This is a genomic window from Enterobacter sp. 01-M-03-SI-ECC (assembly GCF_047530215.1).
GTDB lineage: Bacteria > Pseudomonadota > Gammaproteobacteria > Enterobacterales > Enterobacteriaceae > Enterobacter > Enterobacter chengduensis.
In genome coordinates this window covers 57,986-75,003 of the sequence record NZ_JBLKDA010000017.1, presented here as the reverse complement: position 1 = coordinate 75,003, position 17,018 = coordinate 57,986, and the positions used below count along the sequence as shown (strand labels likewise).

Annotated in this window: 15 protein-coding genes; 10 read left to right on the top strand and 5 right to left on the bottom strand. The window is 58.9% G+C overall.

Translation table 11 applies throughout. The features are described 5' to 3' along the window. Positions 1–209: 209 nt before the first annotated feature. From deoC to deoD, 4 genes are all read left to right on the top strand, one after another. A complete protein-coding gene (gene deoC, locus ACMWKK_RS16105) occupies positions 210–989 on the top strand; it encodes a deoxyribose-phosphate aldolase (RefSeq protein ID WP_032644972.1) in 780 nt (259 codons plus the stop codon). 100 nt (positions 990–1,089) lie between these two features. After that, complete coding sequence (gene deoA, locus ACMWKK_RS16100; protein ID WP_112781639.1) at positions 1,090–2,412, top strand: thymidine phosphorylase; 1,323 nt, start codon at positions 1,090–1,092, stop codon at positions 2,410–2,412. 53 nt (positions 2,413–2,465) lie between these two features. After that, on the top strand, positions 2,466–3,689 hold the full coding sequence (gene deoB, locus ACMWKK_RS16095; RefSeq protein WP_023310322.1) for a phosphopentomutase: 1,224 nt from the start codon (positions 2,466–2,468) through the stop codon (positions 3,687–3,689). Between the two features lie 103 nt (positions 3,690–3,792). Then, positions 3,793–4,512 (top strand): purine-nucleoside phosphorylase, encoded by a 720-nt coding sequence (deoD, locus tag ACMWKK_RS16090; RefSeq protein WP_003856538.1) that lies wholly within the window; start codon positions 3,793–3,795, stop codon positions 4,510–4,512. 85 nt (positions 4,513–4,597) lie between these two features. Here the strand turns inward: deoD and lplA are convergent, their stop codons facing one another. Next, on the bottom strand, positions 4,598–5,614 hold the full coding sequence (gene lplA, locus ACMWKK_RS16085; protein WP_139156920.1) for a lipoate--protein ligase LplA: 1,017 nt from the start codon (positions 5,612–5,614) through the stop codon (positions 4,598–4,600). Positions 5,615–5,653: 39 nt separating this feature from the next. Then, positions 5,654–6,298: a YtjB family periplasmic protein gene (locus ACMWKK_RS16080; RefSeq protein WP_045327598.1), complete on the bottom strand. Its 645-nt coding sequence runs from the start codon at positions 6,296–6,298 to the stop codon at positions 5,654–5,656. A gap of 117 nt (positions 6,299–6,415) precedes the next feature. Here ACMWKK_RS16080 and serB point away from each other — a divergent pair, with 117 nt between their 5' ends. From serB to nadR, 3 genes are all read left to right on the top strand, one after another. Next, positions 6,416–7,384: a phosphoserine phosphatase gene (serB, locus tag ACMWKK_RS16075; RefSeq protein WP_025757501.1), complete on the top strand. Its 969-nt coding sequence runs from the start codon at positions 6,416–6,418 to the stop codon at positions 7,382–7,384. A 74-nt stretch (positions 7,385–7,458) separates the two neighbouring features. Then, positions 7,459–8,844 carry a DNA repair protein RadA gene (gene radA, locus ACMWKK_RS16070; RefSeq protein WP_023310326.1) on the top strand — a complete coding sequence of 462 codons (1,386 nt, stop codon included), beginning with the start codon at positions 7,459–7,461 and terminating at the stop codon, positions 8,842–8,844. A 34-nt stretch (positions 8,845–8,878) separates the two neighbouring features. Beyond that, the gene (nadR, locus tag ACMWKK_RS16065) at positions 8,879–10,111 is read left to right on the top strand and encodes a multifunctional transcriptional regulator/nicotinamide-nucleotide adenylyltransferase/ribosylnicotinamide kinase NadR (RefSeq protein WP_112781618.1); all 1,233 of its coding nucleotides are present in this window, start codon (positions 8,879–8,881) and stop codon (positions 10,109–10,111) included. 64 nt (positions 10,112–10,175) lie between these two features. On the opposite strand, the gene ACMWKK_RS16060 is transcribed toward nadR, so the two are convergent. Beyond that, the gene (locus ACMWKK_RS16060; protein ID WP_112781619.1) at positions 10,176–11,177 is read right to left on the bottom strand and encodes a zinc-binding alcohol dehydrogenase family protein; all 1,002 of its coding nucleotides are present in this window, start codon (positions 11,175–11,177) and stop codon (positions 10,176–10,178) included. A 108-nt stretch (positions 11,178–11,285) separates the two neighbouring features. Between ACMWKK_RS16060 and ACMWKK_RS16055 the strand changes: the two genes are divergently transcribed. Then, the gene (locus ACMWKK_RS16055; protein ID WP_045327607.1) at positions 11,286–12,185 is read left to right on the top strand and encodes a LysR family transcriptional regulator; all 900 of its coding nucleotides are present in this window, start codon (positions 11,286–11,288) and stop codon (positions 12,183–12,185) included. A 94-nt stretch (positions 12,186–12,279) separates the two neighbouring features. Here the strand turns inward: ACMWKK_RS16055 and ettA are convergent, their stop codons facing one another. Further along, positions 12,280–13,947 (bottom strand): energy-dependent translational throttle protein EttA, encoded by a 1,668-nt coding sequence (gene ettA, locus ACMWKK_RS16050; RefSeq protein WP_006810191.1) that lies wholly within the window; start codon positions 13,945–13,947, stop codon positions 12,280–12,282. 229 nt (positions 13,948–14,176) lie between these two features. Between ettA and sltY the strand changes: the two genes are divergently transcribed. Both sltY and trpR read left to right on the top strand, forming a co-directional pair. Next, the gene (gene sltY / locus ACMWKK_RS16045; protein WP_161656298.1) at positions 14,177–16,114 is read left to right on the top strand and encodes a murein transglycosylase; all 1,938 of its coding nucleotides are present in this window, start codon (positions 14,177–14,179) and stop codon (positions 16,112–16,114) included. Positions 16,115–16,169: 55 nt separating this feature from the next. Continuing rightward, positions 16,170–16,496 (top strand): trp operon repressor, encoded by a 327-nt coding sequence (trpR, locus tag ACMWKK_RS16040; protein WP_021240574.1) that lies wholly within the window; start codon positions 16,170–16,172, stop codon positions 16,494–16,496. Here the strand turns inward: trpR and yjjX are convergent. Beyond that, positions 16,493–17,008 (bottom strand): inosine/xanthosine triphosphatase, encoded by a 516-nt coding sequence (gene yjjX / locus ACMWKK_RS16035; RefSeq protein ID WP_008502058.1) that lies wholly within the window; start codon positions 17,006–17,008, stop codon positions 16,493–16,495. The two genes, trpR and yjjX, sit on opposite strands and share 4 nt — an antisense overlap. Positions 17,009–17,018: the final 10 nt, after the last annotated feature.

The following is a 17,018-nucleotide window of genomic DNA, read 5'->3' as shown; positions in this document are numbered from 1 at the left end:
TGTTGGGGCTTTTGATCCGACAGGGGGTATCGCTGCTTTAGGCAGCAATTTACGCGCTAAAGTTTGAAGAAGATCTCATTACAGTAATGCAAATTTGTACGCAGTTTTCATTAACTGTGATGAATGTCGAAGTGTGGATGCGGGTGAATGTTAGAATACTCACAGACCCGCAAGGTAAAATTGATACGGCACTGCCGTTGGAGAATGTTATGACCGATTTAACTGCAAGCAGCCTGCGCGCGTTGAAGCTGATGGACCTGACCACCCTGAACGATGACGACACCAATGAGAAGGTCATCGCCCTGTGCCATCAGGCGAAAACGCCAGTGGGTAACACCGCAGCCGTCTGTATCTACCCGCGCTTTATCCCGATTGCCCGTAAGACGCTGAAAGAGCAGGGCACCCCGGACGTGCGCATTGCAACCGTGACTAACTTCCCGCACGGCAATGACGACATTGAGATTGCGCTGGCAGAAACCCGTGCGGCCATTGCTTACGGCGCGGACGAAGTTGACGTGGTATTCCCGTACCGCGCGCTGATCGCCGGTAACGAGCAGGTTGGCTTCGACCTGGTGAAAGCCTGTAAAGACGCGTGCGCGGCGGCAAACGTGCTGCTGAAAGTGATCATCGAAACCGGCGAGCTGAAAGAAGAAGCGCTGATTCGTAAAGCCTCTGAAATTTCTATCAAAGCCGGTGCGGACTTCATTAAAACCTCGACCGGTAAAGTGCCGGTGAACGCCACCCCGGAAAGCGCGCGCATCATGATGGAAGTCATTCGCGATATGGGCGTGTCCAAAACCGTTGGTTTCAAACCTGCGGGCGGCGTGCGTACCGCGGAAGACGCGCAGCAGTTCCTCGCGATTGCCGACGAGCTGTTCGGCGCAGAGTGGGCGGACTCCCGCCACTACCGTTTCGGTGCGTCCAGCCTGCTGGCCAGCCTGCTGAAAGCGCTGGGCCACGGCGACGGTAAGAGCGCAAGCAGCTACTAAGTTTGAATTGCCGGGTGGCGCTACGCTTACCCGGCCTACCGGATCGTGGTCGGGTAAACCGTACCCGCCGCCATTCACCCGATTCCTCATGGGGGTTACCGTGTTTCTCGCACAAGAAATTATTCGTAAAAAACGTGATGGTCATGCATTAAGCGACGAAGAGATCCGCTTCTTCATCAACGGCATTCGTGATAACACCGTCTCAGAAGGGCAGATTGCGGCTCTGGCGATGACCATTTTCTTCCACGATATGTCGATGCCCGAGCGCGTGTCGCTGACCATGGCGATGCGAGATTCAGGAACCGTTCTCGACTGGAAAAGCCTCAACCTTAACGGCCCGATTGTCGATAAGCACTCCACCGGCGGCGTGGGCGATGTGACCTCCCTGATGCTCGGCCCGATGGTGGCCGCCTGCGGCGGTTACATCCCGATGATTTCCGGGCGCGGCCTGGGCCACACCGGCGGCACGCTCGACAAACTGGAAGCCATTCCGGGCTTCGATATCTTCCCGGACGACAACCGCTTCCGCGACATTATTAAAGACGTTGGTGTGGCGATTATCGGCCAGACCAGCTCTCTTGCTCCGGCAGACAAGCGTTTCTACGCGACCCGCGATATCACCGCTACCGTTGACTCCATCCCGCTGATCACCGCCTCTATCCTGGCGAAGAAGCTGGCAGAAGGGCTGGACGCGCTGGTGATGGACGTGAAGGTGGGCAGCGGCGCGTTTATGCCAACCTATGAACTCTCTGAGGCACTGGCCGAAGCGATCGTTGGCGTCTCCAACGGCGCGGGCGTGCGCACCACCGCGCTGCTCACCGACATGAACCAGGTGCTGGCCTCCAGCGCCGGTAACGCTGTCGAAGTGCGTGAAGCGGTGCAGTTCCTCACCGGCGAATACCGTAACCCGCGTCTGTTTGACGTGACCATGGCGCTGTGCGTTGAGATGTTAATCTCCGGCAAGCTGGCCAAAGACGATGCAGAAGCCCGCGCGAAACTGCAGGCGGTGCTGGACAACGGCAAAGCGGCGGAGATCTTCGGCCGTATGGTCGCTGCGCAGAAAGGCCCGACCGATTTCGTCGAAAACTACGCGAAATACCTGCCCACCGCGACGCTCAGCAAAGCGGTGTATGCCGATAGAGAAGGGTTTGTCTCTGCGATGGACACCCGTGCCCTCGGCATGGCGGTGGTTTCGATGGGCGGCGGCCGTCGTCAGGCGTCAGACACCATTGATTACAGCGTCGGCTTTACCGATATGGCCCGCCTGGGCGACAGCGTTGACGGCCAACGTCCGCTGGCGGTGATCCACGCGAAAGACGAAGCCAGCTGGCAGGAAGCGGCAAAAGCGGTGAAGGCGGCCATCACGCTTGACGATAAAGCGCCGGAAACCACACCGACTGTCTATCGCCGTATCACCGAATAGCGGTATACTGATCTGATCGATAATTTTTGAAGCACTACGTACGGAGAACAATTATGAAACGTGCATTTATTATGGTGCTGGACTCATTCGGCATCGGCGCAACCGAAGATGCAGAACGTTTTGGTGACGTGGGTTCCGATACCATGGGTCACATCGCGGAAGCCTGTGCTAAAGGCGAAGCGGACAACGGTCGTAAAGGCCCTCTGACTCTACCTAACCTGACCCGCCTCGGGCTGGTGAAAGCGCATGAAGGTTCTACCGGTAAAATCGCAGCCGGTATGGACGGCAACGCGGAAGTGGTGGGCGCCTACGGCTGGGCTCACGAGCTTTCTTCCGGTAAAGACACCCCGTCCGGACACTGGGAAATCGCCGGTGTACCGGTCCTGTTCGACTGGGGCTATTTCTCCGATCATGAGAACAGCTTCCCGCAGGAGCTGCTTGATAAGCTGGTTAAGCGTGCCAACCTGCCGGGCTACCTCGGTAACTGCCACTCTTCCGGTACCGTGATTCTGGACCAGCTCGGCGAAGAGCATATGAAAACCGGCAAGCCGATTTTCTACACCTCCGCCGACTCCGTGTTCCAGATTGCCTGCCACGAAGAGACGTTTGGCCTGGATAAACTCTACGAGCTGTGCGAAATCGCTCGCGAAGAGCTGACCGAAGGCGGCTACAACATTGGCCGCGTTATCGCGCGTCCGTTTATCGGCGACAAAGCGGGTAACTTCCAGCGTACCGGTAACCGTCACGACCTGGCCGTTGAGCCGCCGGCACCGACCGTGCTGCAGAAGCTGGTTGACGAGAAAGACGGTCACGTGGTGTCCGTGGGTAAAATCGCGGACATCTACGCCAACTGCGGCATCACCAAAAAAGTGAAAGCCACCGGTCTGGATGCGCTGTTCGATGCCACCATCAAAGAGATGAAAGAAGCGGGCGACAAGACTATCGTCTTCACCAACTTCGTGGACTTCGACTCCTCCTGGGGCCACCGTCGCGACGTGGCGGGTTATGCTGCGGGTCTGGAGCTGTTCGACCGCCGTCTGCCGGAGCTGATGGAGCTGGTGGGTGAAGATGACATTCTTATCCTCACCGCGGACCACGGCTGCGACCCAACCTGGACCGGTACCGACCATACCCGTGAGCATATTCCGGTGCTGGTCTACGGCCCGAAAGTGAAACCCGGTTCACTGGGACACCGTGAAACCTTCGCGGACATCGGCCAGACCCTGGCGAAATACTTTGGTACGTCCGACATGGAATATGGCAAGGCCATGTTCTGAGGTCATTGCCCGGTGGCGCTTCGCTTACCGGGCCTACGGTTTTGTAGGCCGGGTAAGGCGTAGCCGCCACCCGGCAAAAACAACAATGTAAAAGGAACTGAAGATGGCAACTCCTCACATTAATGCAGAAATGGGTGATTTCGCTGACGTCGTATTGATGCCGGGCGACCCGCTGCGCGCGAAGCACATTGCAGAAACCTTCCTCGAAGACGTGCGTGAAGTGAACAACGTGCGCGGCATGCTGGGCTTCACCGGTACCTATAAAGGCCGCAAAATCTCCGTGATGGGCCACGGTATGGGTATCCCATCCTGCTCTATCTACACCAAAGAGCTGATCACCGATTTCGGCGTGAAGAAAATCATCCGCGTGGGCTCCTGCGGCGCGGTGCGCATGGACGTTAAGCTGCGCGACGTGGTGATCGGCATGGGCGCGTGTACCGACTCTAAAGTCAACCGCATCCGCTTTAAAGATCATGACTTTGCGGCCATCGCTGACTTTGACATGGTGCGTAACGCGGTTGACGCAGCAAAAGCGCTGGGCGTTGACGCGCGCGTGGGCAACCTGTTCTCTGCCGATCTGTTCTACTCGCCGGAAGGCGACATGTTCGACGTGATGGAGAAATACGGCATCCTGGGCGTGGAAATGGAAGCGGCGGGTATCTACGGCGTGGCGGCTGAGTTCGGTGCGAAAGCGCTGACCATCTGCACCGTGTCTGACCACATCCGTACCCACGAGCAGACCACCGCGGCTGAACGTCAGACCACCTTCAACGACATGATCAAAATCGCGCTGGAATCCGTTCTGCTGGGCGATAAAGAGTAAGAGCTGTTGTGCCGGGTGGCGGCTTCGCCTGACCCGGCCTCCGGTTTTGCAGGCCCGCCAGGCGCAGCGCCTGCGGGCTTTTTTACTAACGTACGGCCTGGGCAATCCACGTCGACAGTTCCCGCAGCTCTTTTTCCTGCTCCGGAAAATCCCCAGTCAATGCATCACATTCCTGCTGCAACATATCCGCCCGATACAAACAGCCCTGCAGACGAACGGCCAGCGCCTCTAGCGGTGCCGGATTAAGGCTGTCCGTAAACACCTGCGTGCGGGTGATATGGCCTTTCTCCACGTCAAAATGCAGCTCAACGCCGCCCCAGGTAAAACGCTCGTCCAACAGATGAGAAAACGCCGGAGCCTGACCGAAGTTCCACTCCCAGCTGCTCTGGCGGGCGAAGGTTTCCACGAAGTTGGGCAGGTCCGGGATTTTGTCAGGAGAGATGACTTCTGCTTCCACGCGCTCGCCGTAATGTTCAAAGAACGCGTCACGGACCGCATCGCAGATCTGCTCGTGAGTAATCCCCGGCAGCAGTTCCACCAGATTCGCCACGCGTCCGCGTACGGAGGTAATGCCCTTAGCCTGGAGCTTTTTCTTGTCAGGATTCAGGTAGTTCGCCAGACGGCTCAGATCGGCGTTCAGCAGCAGGGTGCCGTGATGGAATCCGCGATCCATCGTTTCGCGATAGGCGGAGCCGGAGACCTTCCGGTCGCCTTCGGGGGTTTTCACCACCAGATCGTTACGCCCGGACGCTTCCGCCGTCACGCCGAGCGAATTCAGCGCGTTGAGCACAATTGAGGTGGAGATGGTTTTGTCGTATTCCGGTTTGCCCGCCATAAAGGTAAAGCAGGTGTTGCCCAGATCGTGAAACACCGCGCCGCCGCCGCTGCTCCGGCGCGCGAGGCGGACGTTGTCCTCCTCCATGCGCCGCGTATTACACTCTTTCCACGGGTTTTGCGCGCGGCCAATCACCACCGTATCGGCGTTACGCCAGAGGAAGAGGACGCGCTGGGTGGCGGGCATCTGGCGGAAAATACACTCTTCCACCGCGAGATTAAACCAGGGATCGTAAGAGTCAGAGATAAGCAGGCGTAACGTCGTCATGGCAAAGTTCCTTTTCCGAATCGTTCGCCTACTTTATCACTATTCTTTCTTCTCGCTCTCTTCGTCTTCCGGGACCGACCGGCTGGCGGTCAGCAGGAACGGGGATTGCTGCCAGCGCGAGCGCTTGCCGCGAAGCAGGGTGCGCGCCAGCACCACGCCGATGGCGAGCGAAAGCAGCAGCATCAGGCGCAGAATGTTGGTGGTATTATCAACCTGTTTGGCCTCGGTAGGCAGGGTGTGGGTATCGAGGGTCAGGCGCAGATAGCCCAGCGGACCATTTTTCCCCTGAATAGGTTCGACGATCTGCTGGTTAAAATAGCCGCCGGCTTTTTTGCCGTCCAGCGCCAGCCTGTCGCGCACGTCGACGTGCTCGCCCGCCCGGGCAATCAGGTTGCCTTGCTCATCGTAAACGCCGGCATCAAGAATGCGGCTGTTCTCCGTGAGCTGGCGTAGAACCTGGCTTATACGCTTGTCGTCCGGCGTTTCGGTACGCATGGACGGCGCGACGTTGAGCGTCACCTGGCGTGCCAGCGTGCGGGCCAGCTCTTCAAACTGCGGGTTGCGTTGCCGTTGATGATTCTGGCTAAACCACGATGCCCCTTGCATCAGCACCACTAATAGTGCGAGACAGGAAAGGACAATCACGGCGCGATGAAGCCGGAATTTCAGTTTTGCGCGAGCCATATTCCACCTGCTGAAAATTTACGGCTTAATGTTGCCAGAAGTGATGGTTACAGGGTAGCCTCATGCGTTATTTTCCCTCTGCAACCTTCCGGCGCGAACGAAATTACAGGAGCTTTAATGCCGAACATTACCTGGTGTGACCTGCCAACGGATGTCTCTTTATGGCCAGGATTGCCGCTCTCGTTAAGTGGCGATGAGGTGATGCCTCTGGATTACCACGCCGGTCGTAGCGGCTGGCTCCTCTACGGACGCGGTCTGGATAAGCAACGCCTGACCCAGTATCAAAGCAAGCTGGGTGCGGCGATGGTCATCGTCGCCGCCTGGTGCGTGGAAGACTATCAGGTTATTCGCCTGGCGGGCTCCCTGACGCAGCGCGCCACGCGTCTGGCGCATGACGCCGGGCTGGACGTCGCGCCGCTGGGGAAAATTCCGCACCTGAAAACGCCGGGCCTGCTGGTGATGGACATGGACTCAACCGCCATTCAGATCGAATGCATTGACGAGATTGCGAAACTGGCGGGCAGCGGCGAGCTGGTGGCGGAAGTCACCGAGCGGGCGATGCGCGGCGAGCTGGACTTTACCGCCAGCCTGAGACAGCGCGTGGCGACCCTGAAAGGGGCCGATGCCAATATTTTGCGCCAGGTGCGCGACGTGCTGCCGCTGATGCCAGGGCTGACGCAGCTTGTGCTAAAGCTGCAGTCCCTCGGCTGGAAGGTGGCGATCGCCTCCGGCGGCTTCACCTTCTTCGCCGATTATCTGCGCGAGAAACTGCATCTGACCACCGTGGTTGCCAACGAGCTGGAGATCATGGACGGCAAGCTGACCGGACAGGTGATTGGCGACATCGTGGATGCGCAGTACAAAGCCAATACGCTGACCCGTCTGGCGGAAAAATATGAAATTCCGGTCGTGCAGACCGTTGCTATCGGTGACGGCGCGAACGACCTGCCGATGATCAAAGCGGCTGGTCTTGGCATTGCCTACCATGCCAAGCCAAAAGTGAATGAAAAGACGGAAGTGACTATCCGTCACGCTGACCTGATGGGGGTGTTCTGCATTCTCTCCGGCAGCCTTAATCAGAAATAGTGCCAGGGCTTGTAGGCCGGGTAAGCGTAAGCGCCACCCGGCACGCAGGCCGCACAGAAATAACGAGGTAAACCGTGGCGAAAGCTCCAAAACGCGCATTTGTCTGTAATGAATGTGGTGCGGATTATCCGCGCTGGCAGGGGCAATGCAGCGCCTGTCATGCCTGGAACACCATCACCGAAGTGCGTGGCGTGGCGGCTTCGCCGAGCGTGGCCCGTAATGAGCGCCTGAGCGGCTACGCCGGTAACGCGGGCGTGGCGAAGGTGCAAAAGCTTTCAGACATCAGCCTTGAAGAGCTGCCGCGCTTCTCCACCGGGTTCAAAGAGTTTGACCGGGTGCTCGGCGGCGGCGTGGTGCCGGGCAGCGCGATCCTGATTGGCGGTAACCCGGGCGCGGGCAAGTCAACTCTGCTGCTGCAAACGCTCTGCAGGCTCGCCGAACAGATGAAAACCCTGTACGTCACGGGGGAAGAATCACTCCAGCAGGTGGCGATGCGCGCGCACCGTCTGGGCCTGCCGACCGGCAACCTGAATATGCTTTCGGAAACCAGCATCGAGCAGATCTGCATGATCGCCGAAGAAGAGCAGCCGAAGCTGATGGTGATCGACTCCATCCAGGTGATGCACATGGCGGACATCCAGTCCTCGCCGGGCAGCGTCGCGCAGGTGCGTGAAACCGCGGCCTACCTGACGCGCTTTGCCAAAACGCGCGGCGTGGCGATTGTGATGGTCGGCCACGTGACCAAAGACGGCTCGCTGGCCGGGCCGAAGGTGCTGGAACACTGCATCGACTGCTCCGTGATGCTCGACGGCGACGCGGACTCCCGCTTCCGCACCCTGCGCAGCCATAAAAACCGTTTTGGTGCGGTGAACGAGCTGGGCGTGTTTGCCATGACCGAGCAGGGGCTGCGCGAAGTCAGCAACCCGTCGGCCATCTTCCTGAGCCGTGGTGATGAGATCACCTCCGGCAGTTCGGTGATGGTGCTGTGGGAAGGGACGCGCCCCCTGCTTGTCGAAATTCAGGCGCTGGTGGACGTGTCCATGATGGGCAACCCGCGGCGCGTGGCGGTTGGTCTGGAACAGAACCGTCTGGCGATCCTGCTGGCGGTGCTGCACCGCCACGGCGGGCTGCAGATGGCGGATCAGGACGTCTTCGTGAACGTGGTCGGCGGCGTCAAGGTCACCGAGACCAGCGCAGACCTGGCGCTGCTGCTGGCGATGGTCTCCAGCCTGCGCGACAGGCCGCTGCCGCAGGATCTGGTCGTCTTCGGCGAAGTGGGGCTGGCCGGAGAGATCCGTCCGGTGCCGAGCGGGCAGGAGCGTATCTCCGAGGCGGCAAAACACGGCTTCCGCCGGGCTATCGTTCCCGCTGCCAACGTGCCGAAAAAAATCCCGGAAGGGATGCAGGTTTTTGGCGTTAAAAAACTCGCTGATGCGTTAAATGTCTTTGACGACTTATAATTACGTATCGATTTTGCAGGAGGCACCGTAATTTATGTCATCATTTGACTACATCAAAACCGCAATCCGCCAGAAGGGCTGCACGCTGCAGCAGGTGGCGGACGCCAGCGGTATGACCAAAGGCTACCTGAGCCAGCTGCTGAACGCCAAAATCAAAAGCCCCAGCGCGCAAAAGCTTGAAGCGCTGCATCGCTTTCTGGGGCTGGAGTTCCCGCGTCTGCAAAAGAACATCGGCGTGGTGTTCGGCAAGTTTTATCCGCTGCATACCGGGCATATCTATCTGATCCAGCGCGCCTGTAGCCAGGTTGACGAGCTGCATATCATCATGGGCTACGACGAAACCCGCGATCGTCAGCTGTTTGAAGAAAGCGCCATGTCGCAGCAGCCGACCGTGCCGGACCGCCTGCGCTGGCTGCTCCAGACCTTTAAGTACCAGAAAAACATTCGCATTCATGCCTTTAACGAAGAGGGCATGGAGCCGTATCCGCACGGCTGGGACGTGTGGAGCAACGGCATCAAAGCGTTTATGGAAGAGAAGGGCATTGCGCCTAACTGGATCTATACCTCTGAAGAGTCCGACGCGCCGCAGTTCCGCGAGCATCTGGGCATTGAGACGGTGCTGATCGATCCGAAACGCACCTTCATGAACATCAGCGGGGCGCAGATCCGCGAAAACCCGTTCCGCTACTGGGATTACATCCCTACCGAGGTAAAACCGTTCTTCGTGCGTACCGTTGCGATCCTGGGCGGAGAGTCGAGCGGCAAATCCACGCTGGTCAACAAGCTGGCGAATATCTTCAACACCACCAGCGCGTGGGAGTATGGCCGCGATTACGTCTTCTCGCACCTCGGCGGCGACGAGATGGCGCTGCAGTATTCCGACTACGACAAAATCGCGCTCGGTCACGCCCAGTACATTGATTTTGCAGTGAAATACGCCAATAAGGTGGCGTTTATCGATACCGATTTCGTCACCACCCAGGCGTTCTGCAAAAAGTACGAGGGGCGCGAGCACCCGTTCGTGCAGGCTCTGATTGACGAATACCGCTTTGACCTGGTGATCCTGCTGGAAAACAACACCCCGTGGGTGGCCGATGGGATGCGCAGCCTCGGCAGCTCCGTCGACAGGCGCGAGTTCCAGTCCATGCTGGTTGAGATGCTCAACGAAAACAACGTTGAGTTTGTGCACGTAGAGGAGTCGGACTACGACTCCCGTTTCCTGCGCTGCGTCGAGCTGGTGAAGGAGATGATGGGGGAGCAGGGTTAAAGACGGCTCCGTGCGATCCCCTCTCCCCTATGGGGAGAGGGTTAGGGTGAGGGGAACAAGCCACTCAGAACGCCACCACCACTTTCCCCCGCATATGCCCGTCCAGCACCTTACGGTGCGCCTCGGTAATGCTTTCCACGCTCAGTCCGTGCAGCGTTTCGCTCAGCGAACTTTCCACCACGCCGTTATCCACCAGCTTCGCCACCTCGTTGAGGATCTCGCCCTGACGCGCCATGTCGGCGGTCTGGTACATGCTGCGGGTGTACATAAATTCCCAGTGCAGGGCGGCGGATTTTGACTTCAGCTTGTCCTGGTTCAGCGGACGTTCATTCTCAACGATGGAGCAGATATGCCCCTGCGGCGCAATCAGCTCGCTGACCGCATCCCAGTGGCCGTCGGTGTCGTTGAGGATGAAAATGTAATCCACAAAGGTCAGCCCGTGTTTCGCCAGCTCGCCTTTCAGATCGCGGTAATTGACGACAACATCAGCCCCACGGTCGCGGCACCACCGGGCGGAGTCTTCGCGGGACGCGGTTGCGATGACCTTTACCTTGCTGTTGTGCTTCGCAAACGGGATCGCCAGCGATCCCACGCCGCCCGCGCCGCCGATAATCAGCAGGGTTTTGTCCGCACCGGCATCCTGAACGTTCAGCCGTTCAAACAGGCCTTCCCACGCGGTGAGCGCGGTCAACGGCAGCGCAGCGGCCGCCGCCCAGTCGAGGCTGGCAGGCTTGTGCCCGACAATGCGCGCGTCGATCAGCTGGTGGGTGGTGTTGCTGCCCGGACGGGTGATGTCGCCCGCGTACCACACTTCATCCCCTGGTTTGAATCCGGTGACGGCCGATCCCACGGCTTTCACAATCCCGCTGGCATCCCATCCGAGCACGCGCGGCTCGCTCAGCCCGCTTTTAGCAATGCTCGCGTGGACCTTGGTATCGACCGGGTTAACGGAGACGGCCTTCACCTCTACCAGCAGATCGCGCTCGCCGGGCTGCGGCATCGGCGAGGTGATTTCAATGAAAGCAGAGGGATTTTCCGGGTTAACGGCAATGGCTTTAACTGACATGGTGTGCTCCTCAATGGCATGCGTTTTATTGAGGCTAGTCTATTAAGTGGCCAGCTGCGTGATAAGATGGACAATCAAGAACTCAGCGTTCGTACAGGGTGAACAATCATGTTTAAACAGCTGCAGGATATGGCGCTGTTCGCGCTGGTGGCAGAGATGGGCAGCTTTACCGCTGCCGCTCAGAAGGCCGAACTGCCGAAATCCAGCGTGAGCCAGCGCATCAGCCAGCTGGAGCAGCAGGTGGGGATCCGCCTGCTGAACCGCACCACGCGCAGGCTGAACCTGACGTTTGCGGGCGAGCACTATCTGGTGCACTGCCGCGAAATGCTGGCGGCCAGCGAGCGGGCGGAGTATGCCATTCAGCGGCTGCGCGAAAACCCGAGCGGACGGTTGCGCATCACCTGTCCGGCAGGGATTGGGGCGACGCTGCTGGCGCATATGAATGCCGCGTTCCAGCTTCGCTATCCCGACGTGTCGCTGGATGTGTCGATCTCCGATGACGTCTTAGACCTGGTCGAGTCCGGGTTTGACGTGGCGCTGCGTACCGGCAAGCCGCAGGACTCCTCCCTGATTGGCCGAATGATCGGGCACTGCCCGCGCTACATGCTGGCCTCGCCGGGCTATCTGGCGCGCCGGGAGCCGCTAACGCATCCCCGTCAGCTGGTGGAGCATCGAAGCATTACGCACCGGGCGTGGTCGGAGTGGCTTCTGCGAAGCGAGAATGAGGATTATCGCTATCTGCCGGATAACGCGCACATGACCGATAATCTGGTGTACGCCCGCGAGTGCGCGATGGCCGGAGCGGGGATCACGCTGCTGCCCGCCTTTATGCTGGAAGATAAGGTTGAAAAGGGCGCGCTGGTGCAGGTGCTGCCGGAGTGGAACGTTGAAGGGAACGACCTGTGGCTGGCCTACCCGAGCCGGAAGCTGAACTCACCCGCGCTGATGAGCTATATCGAGTTTGCGATGCAGTTTGACGAGGTGAAGCGGTATTACGTGGGCAAATAAAAAAAGCCGGGTGGCGGCTTCGCCTTACCCGACCTACAAACAGCGCAGAACCGTAGGCCGGGTAAGCGTGAGCGCCACCCGGCTTTTTGGGCACTTACTTAGCAATACGCTTGTACTTAATACGCTTCGGCTCCAGCGCGTCGGCGCCCAGCGTGCGTTTCTTGTACTCTTCGTATTCGGTGAAGTTACCTTCGAAGAACTCCACTTTACCTTCGTCCTGATAGTCCAGAATGTGGGTCGCGATACGGTCCAGGAACCAGCGGTCGTGCGAGATAACCATTGCACAGCCCGGGAACTCCAGAAGGGCGTTTTCCAGCGCGCGCAGGGTTTCGATGTCCAGGTCGTTTGTTGGTTCATCGAGCAGCAGCACGTTACCGCCCACCTGCAGCAGCTTCGCCAGGTGCAGACGACCGCGCTCACCGCCGGACAGCTCGCCCACGCGTTTGCCCTGGTCGGTGCCTTTGAAGTTGAAGCGGCCGACGTAGGCGCGGCTTGGCATCTCGGTGTTGCCGATACGCATGATATCCAGACCGCCGGAAACCTCTTCCCACACGGTTTTGCTGTTGTCCATCGCGTCACGGAACTGGTCAACGGACGCCAGCTTCACGGTCTCGCCCAGCGTGATGGAGCCGCTGTCAGGCTGTTCCTGACCGGACATCATGCGGAACAGGGTCGATTTACCCGCGCCGTTCGGACCGATGATCCCGACGATAGCGCCTTTCGGTACGGAGAAGGTCAGATCGTCGATCAGCAGGCGGTCGCCGTAAGACTTACGCAGGTTGGTCACTTCAACCACTTTATCCCCCAGACGTGCTCCAGGTGGAATAAACAGTTCGTTGGTTTCGTTACGTTTCTGGTATTCGGTGTTGTTCAGCTCTTCGAAGCGCGCCAGACGGGCTTTGCCCTTAGACTGACGGCCTTTCGCACCCTGACGCACCCACTCCAGCTCTTTCTCGATAGACTTACGACGCGCCGCTTCCTGAGAAGCTTCCTGTGCCAGACGCTGATCTTTCTGCTCCAGCCAGGAGGAGTAGTTGCCTTCCCACGGAATACCTTCCCCGCGGTCCAGCTCCAGGATCCAGCCGGCGACGTTGTCGAGGAAGTAACGGTCGTGGGTAATCGCCACAACGGTGCCTTCGAAGTCGTGCAGGAAGCGCTCCAGCCACGCCACGGATTCCGCATCCAGGTGGTTGGTCGGTTCGTCCAGCAGCAGCATGTCTGGTTTTTCCAGCAGCAGGCGGCACAGCGCCACGCGGCGGCGCTCACCACCGGAGAGATTCGCGATTTTCGCATCCCAGTCCGGCAGGCGCAGGGCGTCAGCCGCGCGCTCCAGCTGCACGTTCAGGTTATGACCGTCGTGCGCCTGGATAATCTCTTCATACTTGCCCTGCTGCGCGGCCAGCTTGTCGAAGTCCGCATCCGGCTCGGCGTATTTGGCATACACTTCATCCAGACCTTTCAGGGCGTTAACCACCTCGGAAACCGCTTCTTCAACGGATTCACGCACGGTGTGTTCCGGGTTCAGCTGAGGTTCCTGCGGCAGGTAGCCGATCTTGATGCCGGGCTGCGGACGGGCTTCACCTTCGATGTCTGTATCAATGCCGGCCATGATGCGCAGCAGGGTGGACTTACCGGCACCGTTGAGACCCAGAACACCGATTTTTGCGCCCGGGAAGAAGCTCAGCGAGATATTTTTAAGAATATGACGTTTCGGCGGGACAACTTTGCCGACACGATGCATGGTATAAACGAATTGAGCCACGTTGGACTTCGCCTCTTTTATCGTAATGAGAAGGAATTTCAGCCTCGAAGTGTAGCCTTTTTCACGCCCTAATCCCAGCCAGGAACGTCGGGAGTGTTAAAACGCGCAGGAAAGGTAAAAAAGTGTCCATGACGTGGCGCGTTGAGGGATGCCTGGTTAGCATAGGTTAATGAGACTTTGACGTGGCAAGACGCTGCAATTGACGAAAAAAAACAATGAGGAAGAGCGTGTGGAAAAAGCCAAACGGGTGGTCTGGCGTCTGCTGGCTGCCAGCGTATGCGTAATGGCGGTAAGCCAGGCGGTGCATGCCGATTCACTGGACGAACAACGTAATCGCTACGCTCAGATTAAACAGGCGTGGGACAACAAGCAGATGGATACCGTGCAGGCGCTGATGCCGACGCTCAAGGATTATCCGCTGTATCCGTATCTGGAGTATCGCCAGATCACGGACGATCTCATGAACCAGCCTACCGTTACCGTAAATAACTTCATTCAGGCGAACCCGACCCTGCCGCCAGCCCGAAATCTTCAGTCTCGTTTTGTGAATGAGCTGGCGCGTCGGGAAGACTGGCGCGGACTGCTGGCGTTTAGCCCTGAAAAGCCAAATACCACCGAAGCGCAGTGTAACTACTACTATGCGAAATGGGCGACTGGACAGCAGGAGGAAGCCTGGGCCGGGGCGAAAGAGCTCTGGCTGACCGGCAAAAATCAGCCGAACGCCTGCGATTCTCTGTTCGGCGCGTGGCGCGCCTCCGGCAGGCAGGATCCGCTGGCCTACCTTGAGCGCATCCGTCTGGCGATGAAGGCCGGCAACACGCGTCTGGTGACCACGCTGGCGGGGCAGATGCCGTCCGATTACCAGACGATCTCCACCGCAGTTATCTCGCTGGCAAACGATCCGAACAGCGTCCTGACCTTTGCCCGCAGTACGGGCGCGACCGATTTTACCCGTCAGATGGCGGCGGTCGCCTTTGCCAGCGTGGCGCGTGACGACGTGGAAAACGCGCGGCTGATGATCCCGCAGCTGGTGCAGGCGCAGCAGCTCAATGAGGAGCAAACCCAGGAGCTGCGCGATATCGTGGCGTGGCGACTGATGGGCACCGACGTGACCGACGAACAGGCGCGCTGGCGAGACGATGCCATTATGCGTTCGAACTCCACGTCGCTGGTGGAGCGCCGCGTGCGCATGGCGCTGGGTACGGGCGATCGTCGTGGGCTCAATACCTGGCTCGCGCGGTTGCCAATGGAGGCCAAAGAGAAAGACGAATGGCGTTACTGGCAGGCCGATCTGCTGATGGAGCGCGGTCGTGATGATGAGGCCAAAGAGATCCTTCATGCGCTGATGCAGCAGCGCGGGTTCTACCCGATGGCCGCCGCGCAGCGCCTGGGCGAGGAGTACACCTTCCGCATTGATAAAGCGCCTGCCAACGCGAACCCGGCGCTGACGCAGGGGCCAGAGATGGCGCGCGTGCGCGAGCTGATGTACTGGAATATGGATAACACCGCGCGCAGCGAGTGGGCGAACCTGGTGACCAGCCGCACCACCGACGAGAAAGCCCAGCTTGCCCGCTATGCCTTTGATAACCACTGGTGGGATCTCAGCGTGCAGGCGACGATCGCCGGTAAGCTGTGGGATCATCTCGAGGAGCGTTTCCCGCTGGCGTATAAAGATCTCTTCGATCGCTACACCAGCGGTAAAGATATCCCGCAAAGCTACGCGATGGCGATTGCTCGTCAGGAGAGTGCCTGGAACCCGAAGGTCCGTTCTCCGGTGGGTGCCAGCGGGCTGATGCAGATTATGCCGGGCACGGCGACGCACGCGGTGAAGATGTTTAACATCCCTGGATACAGCAGCCCGTCACAGCTGCTGGATCCGGATACCAACATCAACATCGGCACGAGCTACCTGCAGTACGTCTATCAGCAGTTCGGCAATAACCGCATCTTCTCGTCGGCGGCCTATAACGCGGGACCTGGACGCGTGCGTACCTGGCTCGGCAACAGCGCCGGACGCATCGACGCCGTGGCGTTTGTTGAGAGCATTCCGTTCTCGGAAACGCGCGGCTACGTGAAGAACGTGCTGGCCTATGACGCCTACTATCGCTACTTCATGGGGCAGAAAGATACCCTGATGAGCGATGCCGAGTGGCAGAGACGTTACTGATCGGCGTGGGTTGTGTTATGCTGTACTCGCTAATGAGTACAAGAGGCAGCATAACATGACCCAGCATTCCCCGTATTCCTCGGCCATGGCCGAACAACGTCATCAGGAGTGGCTTCGTTTTGTGGAGCTGCTTCGCCAGTCTTACGAGCAGGATTTGCATTTACCCCTGATGCAGCTGATGCTCACGCCGGACGAGCGCGAGGCGCTGGGCACGCGCGTGCGGATCATTGAAGAGCTGCTGCGCGGCGAGATGAGCCAGCGCGAGCTGAAAAATGAGCTGGGCGCGGGCATCGCGACGATCACCCGCGGATCGAACAGCCTGAAGTCGGCACCGGTTGAGCTGCGCCAGTGGCTGGAAGCGGTGTTGTTGAAAAATGCCTAACGATAAATCGCGTTATGGAACGGGCTTAACGCCAGGATCACCGCCTGGTGGTAAACGCCTGAACGGGTCAGCGCGCCTGCGGTAAAGACGCCAATCGCCCCTTCTTTACGACCGATCTCATCAATGCCGGTGTACTGCGACATCACCGGCCCGAGCGCTTCCCCCGCGCGAACTTTTTCCAGAATGATCTCTGGAAGCGGCAGGGTAGCCGAACGCGCTTCACCGCGCTGCTCGCGGCTTTCGATCACTACCCAGCTAAAGGTTGCGCCTTCGTCGATCCCGGCTTCAATCGCCACCCAAAAGTCAGCATCCGGTGCGGCAGCTCTGGCGTTTGCCACGCGATTTCGTGCGCCAGCGCGCGTTTCCTCGCTGCCAAACGGCTGTTCAGGCACGCCACTCTCGACGCCGATAGCCTCAATATGGCAGGATCCTGCGCCGAAGATCTCGTCAAATGCCCTTAGAATTGCCTGAATTTTGGCAGGATTAGTGGTAGCAGAGACAACATGGTGCATAATTAAGCTC

Excerpts from the sequence above, each read along its gene's own strand:
- deoC (WP_032644972.1), top strand. The coding sequence starts at position 210 with ATGACCGATTTAACTGCAAGCAGCCTGCGCGCGTTGAAGCTGATGGAC.
- deoB (WP_023310322.1), top strand. The coding sequence starts at position 2,466 with ATGAAACGTGCATTTATTATGGTGCTGGACTCATTCGGCATCGGCGCA.
- deoD (WP_003856538.1), top strand. The coding sequence starts at position 3,793 with ATGGCAACTCCTCACATTAATGCAGAAATGGGTGATTTCGCTGACGTC.
- lplA (WP_139156920.1), bottom strand. The coding sequence starts at position 5,614 with ATGACGACGTTACGCCTGCTTATCTCTGACTCTTACGATCCCTGGTTT.
- ACMWKK_RS16080 (WP_045327598.1), bottom strand. The coding sequence starts at position 6,298 with ATGGCTCGCGCAAAACTGAAATTCCGGCTTCATCGCGCCGTGATTGTC.
- serB (WP_025757501.1), top strand. The coding sequence starts at position 6,416 with ATGCCGAACATTACCTGGTGTGACCTGCCAACGGATGTCTCTTTATGG.
- nadR (WP_112781618.1), top strand. The coding sequence starts at position 8,879 with ATGTCATCATTTGACTACATCAAAACCGCAATCCGCCAGAAGGGCTGC.
- ACMWKK_RS16060 (WP_112781619.1), bottom strand. The coding sequence starts at position 11,177 with ATGTCAGTTAAAGCCATTGCCGTTAACCCGGAAAATCCCTCTGCTTTC.
- ACMWKK_RS16055 (WP_045327607.1), top strand. The coding sequence starts at position 11,286 with ATGTTTAAACAGCTGCAGGATATGGCGCTGTTCGCGCTGGTGGCAGAG.
- trpR (WP_021240574.1), top strand. The coding sequence starts at position 16,170 with ATGACCCAGCATTCCCCGTATTCCTCGGCCATGGCCGAACAACGTCAT.
- yjjX (WP_008502058.1), bottom strand. The coding sequence starts at position 17,008 with ATGCACCATGTTGTCTCTGCTACCACTAATCCTGCCAAAATTCAGGCA.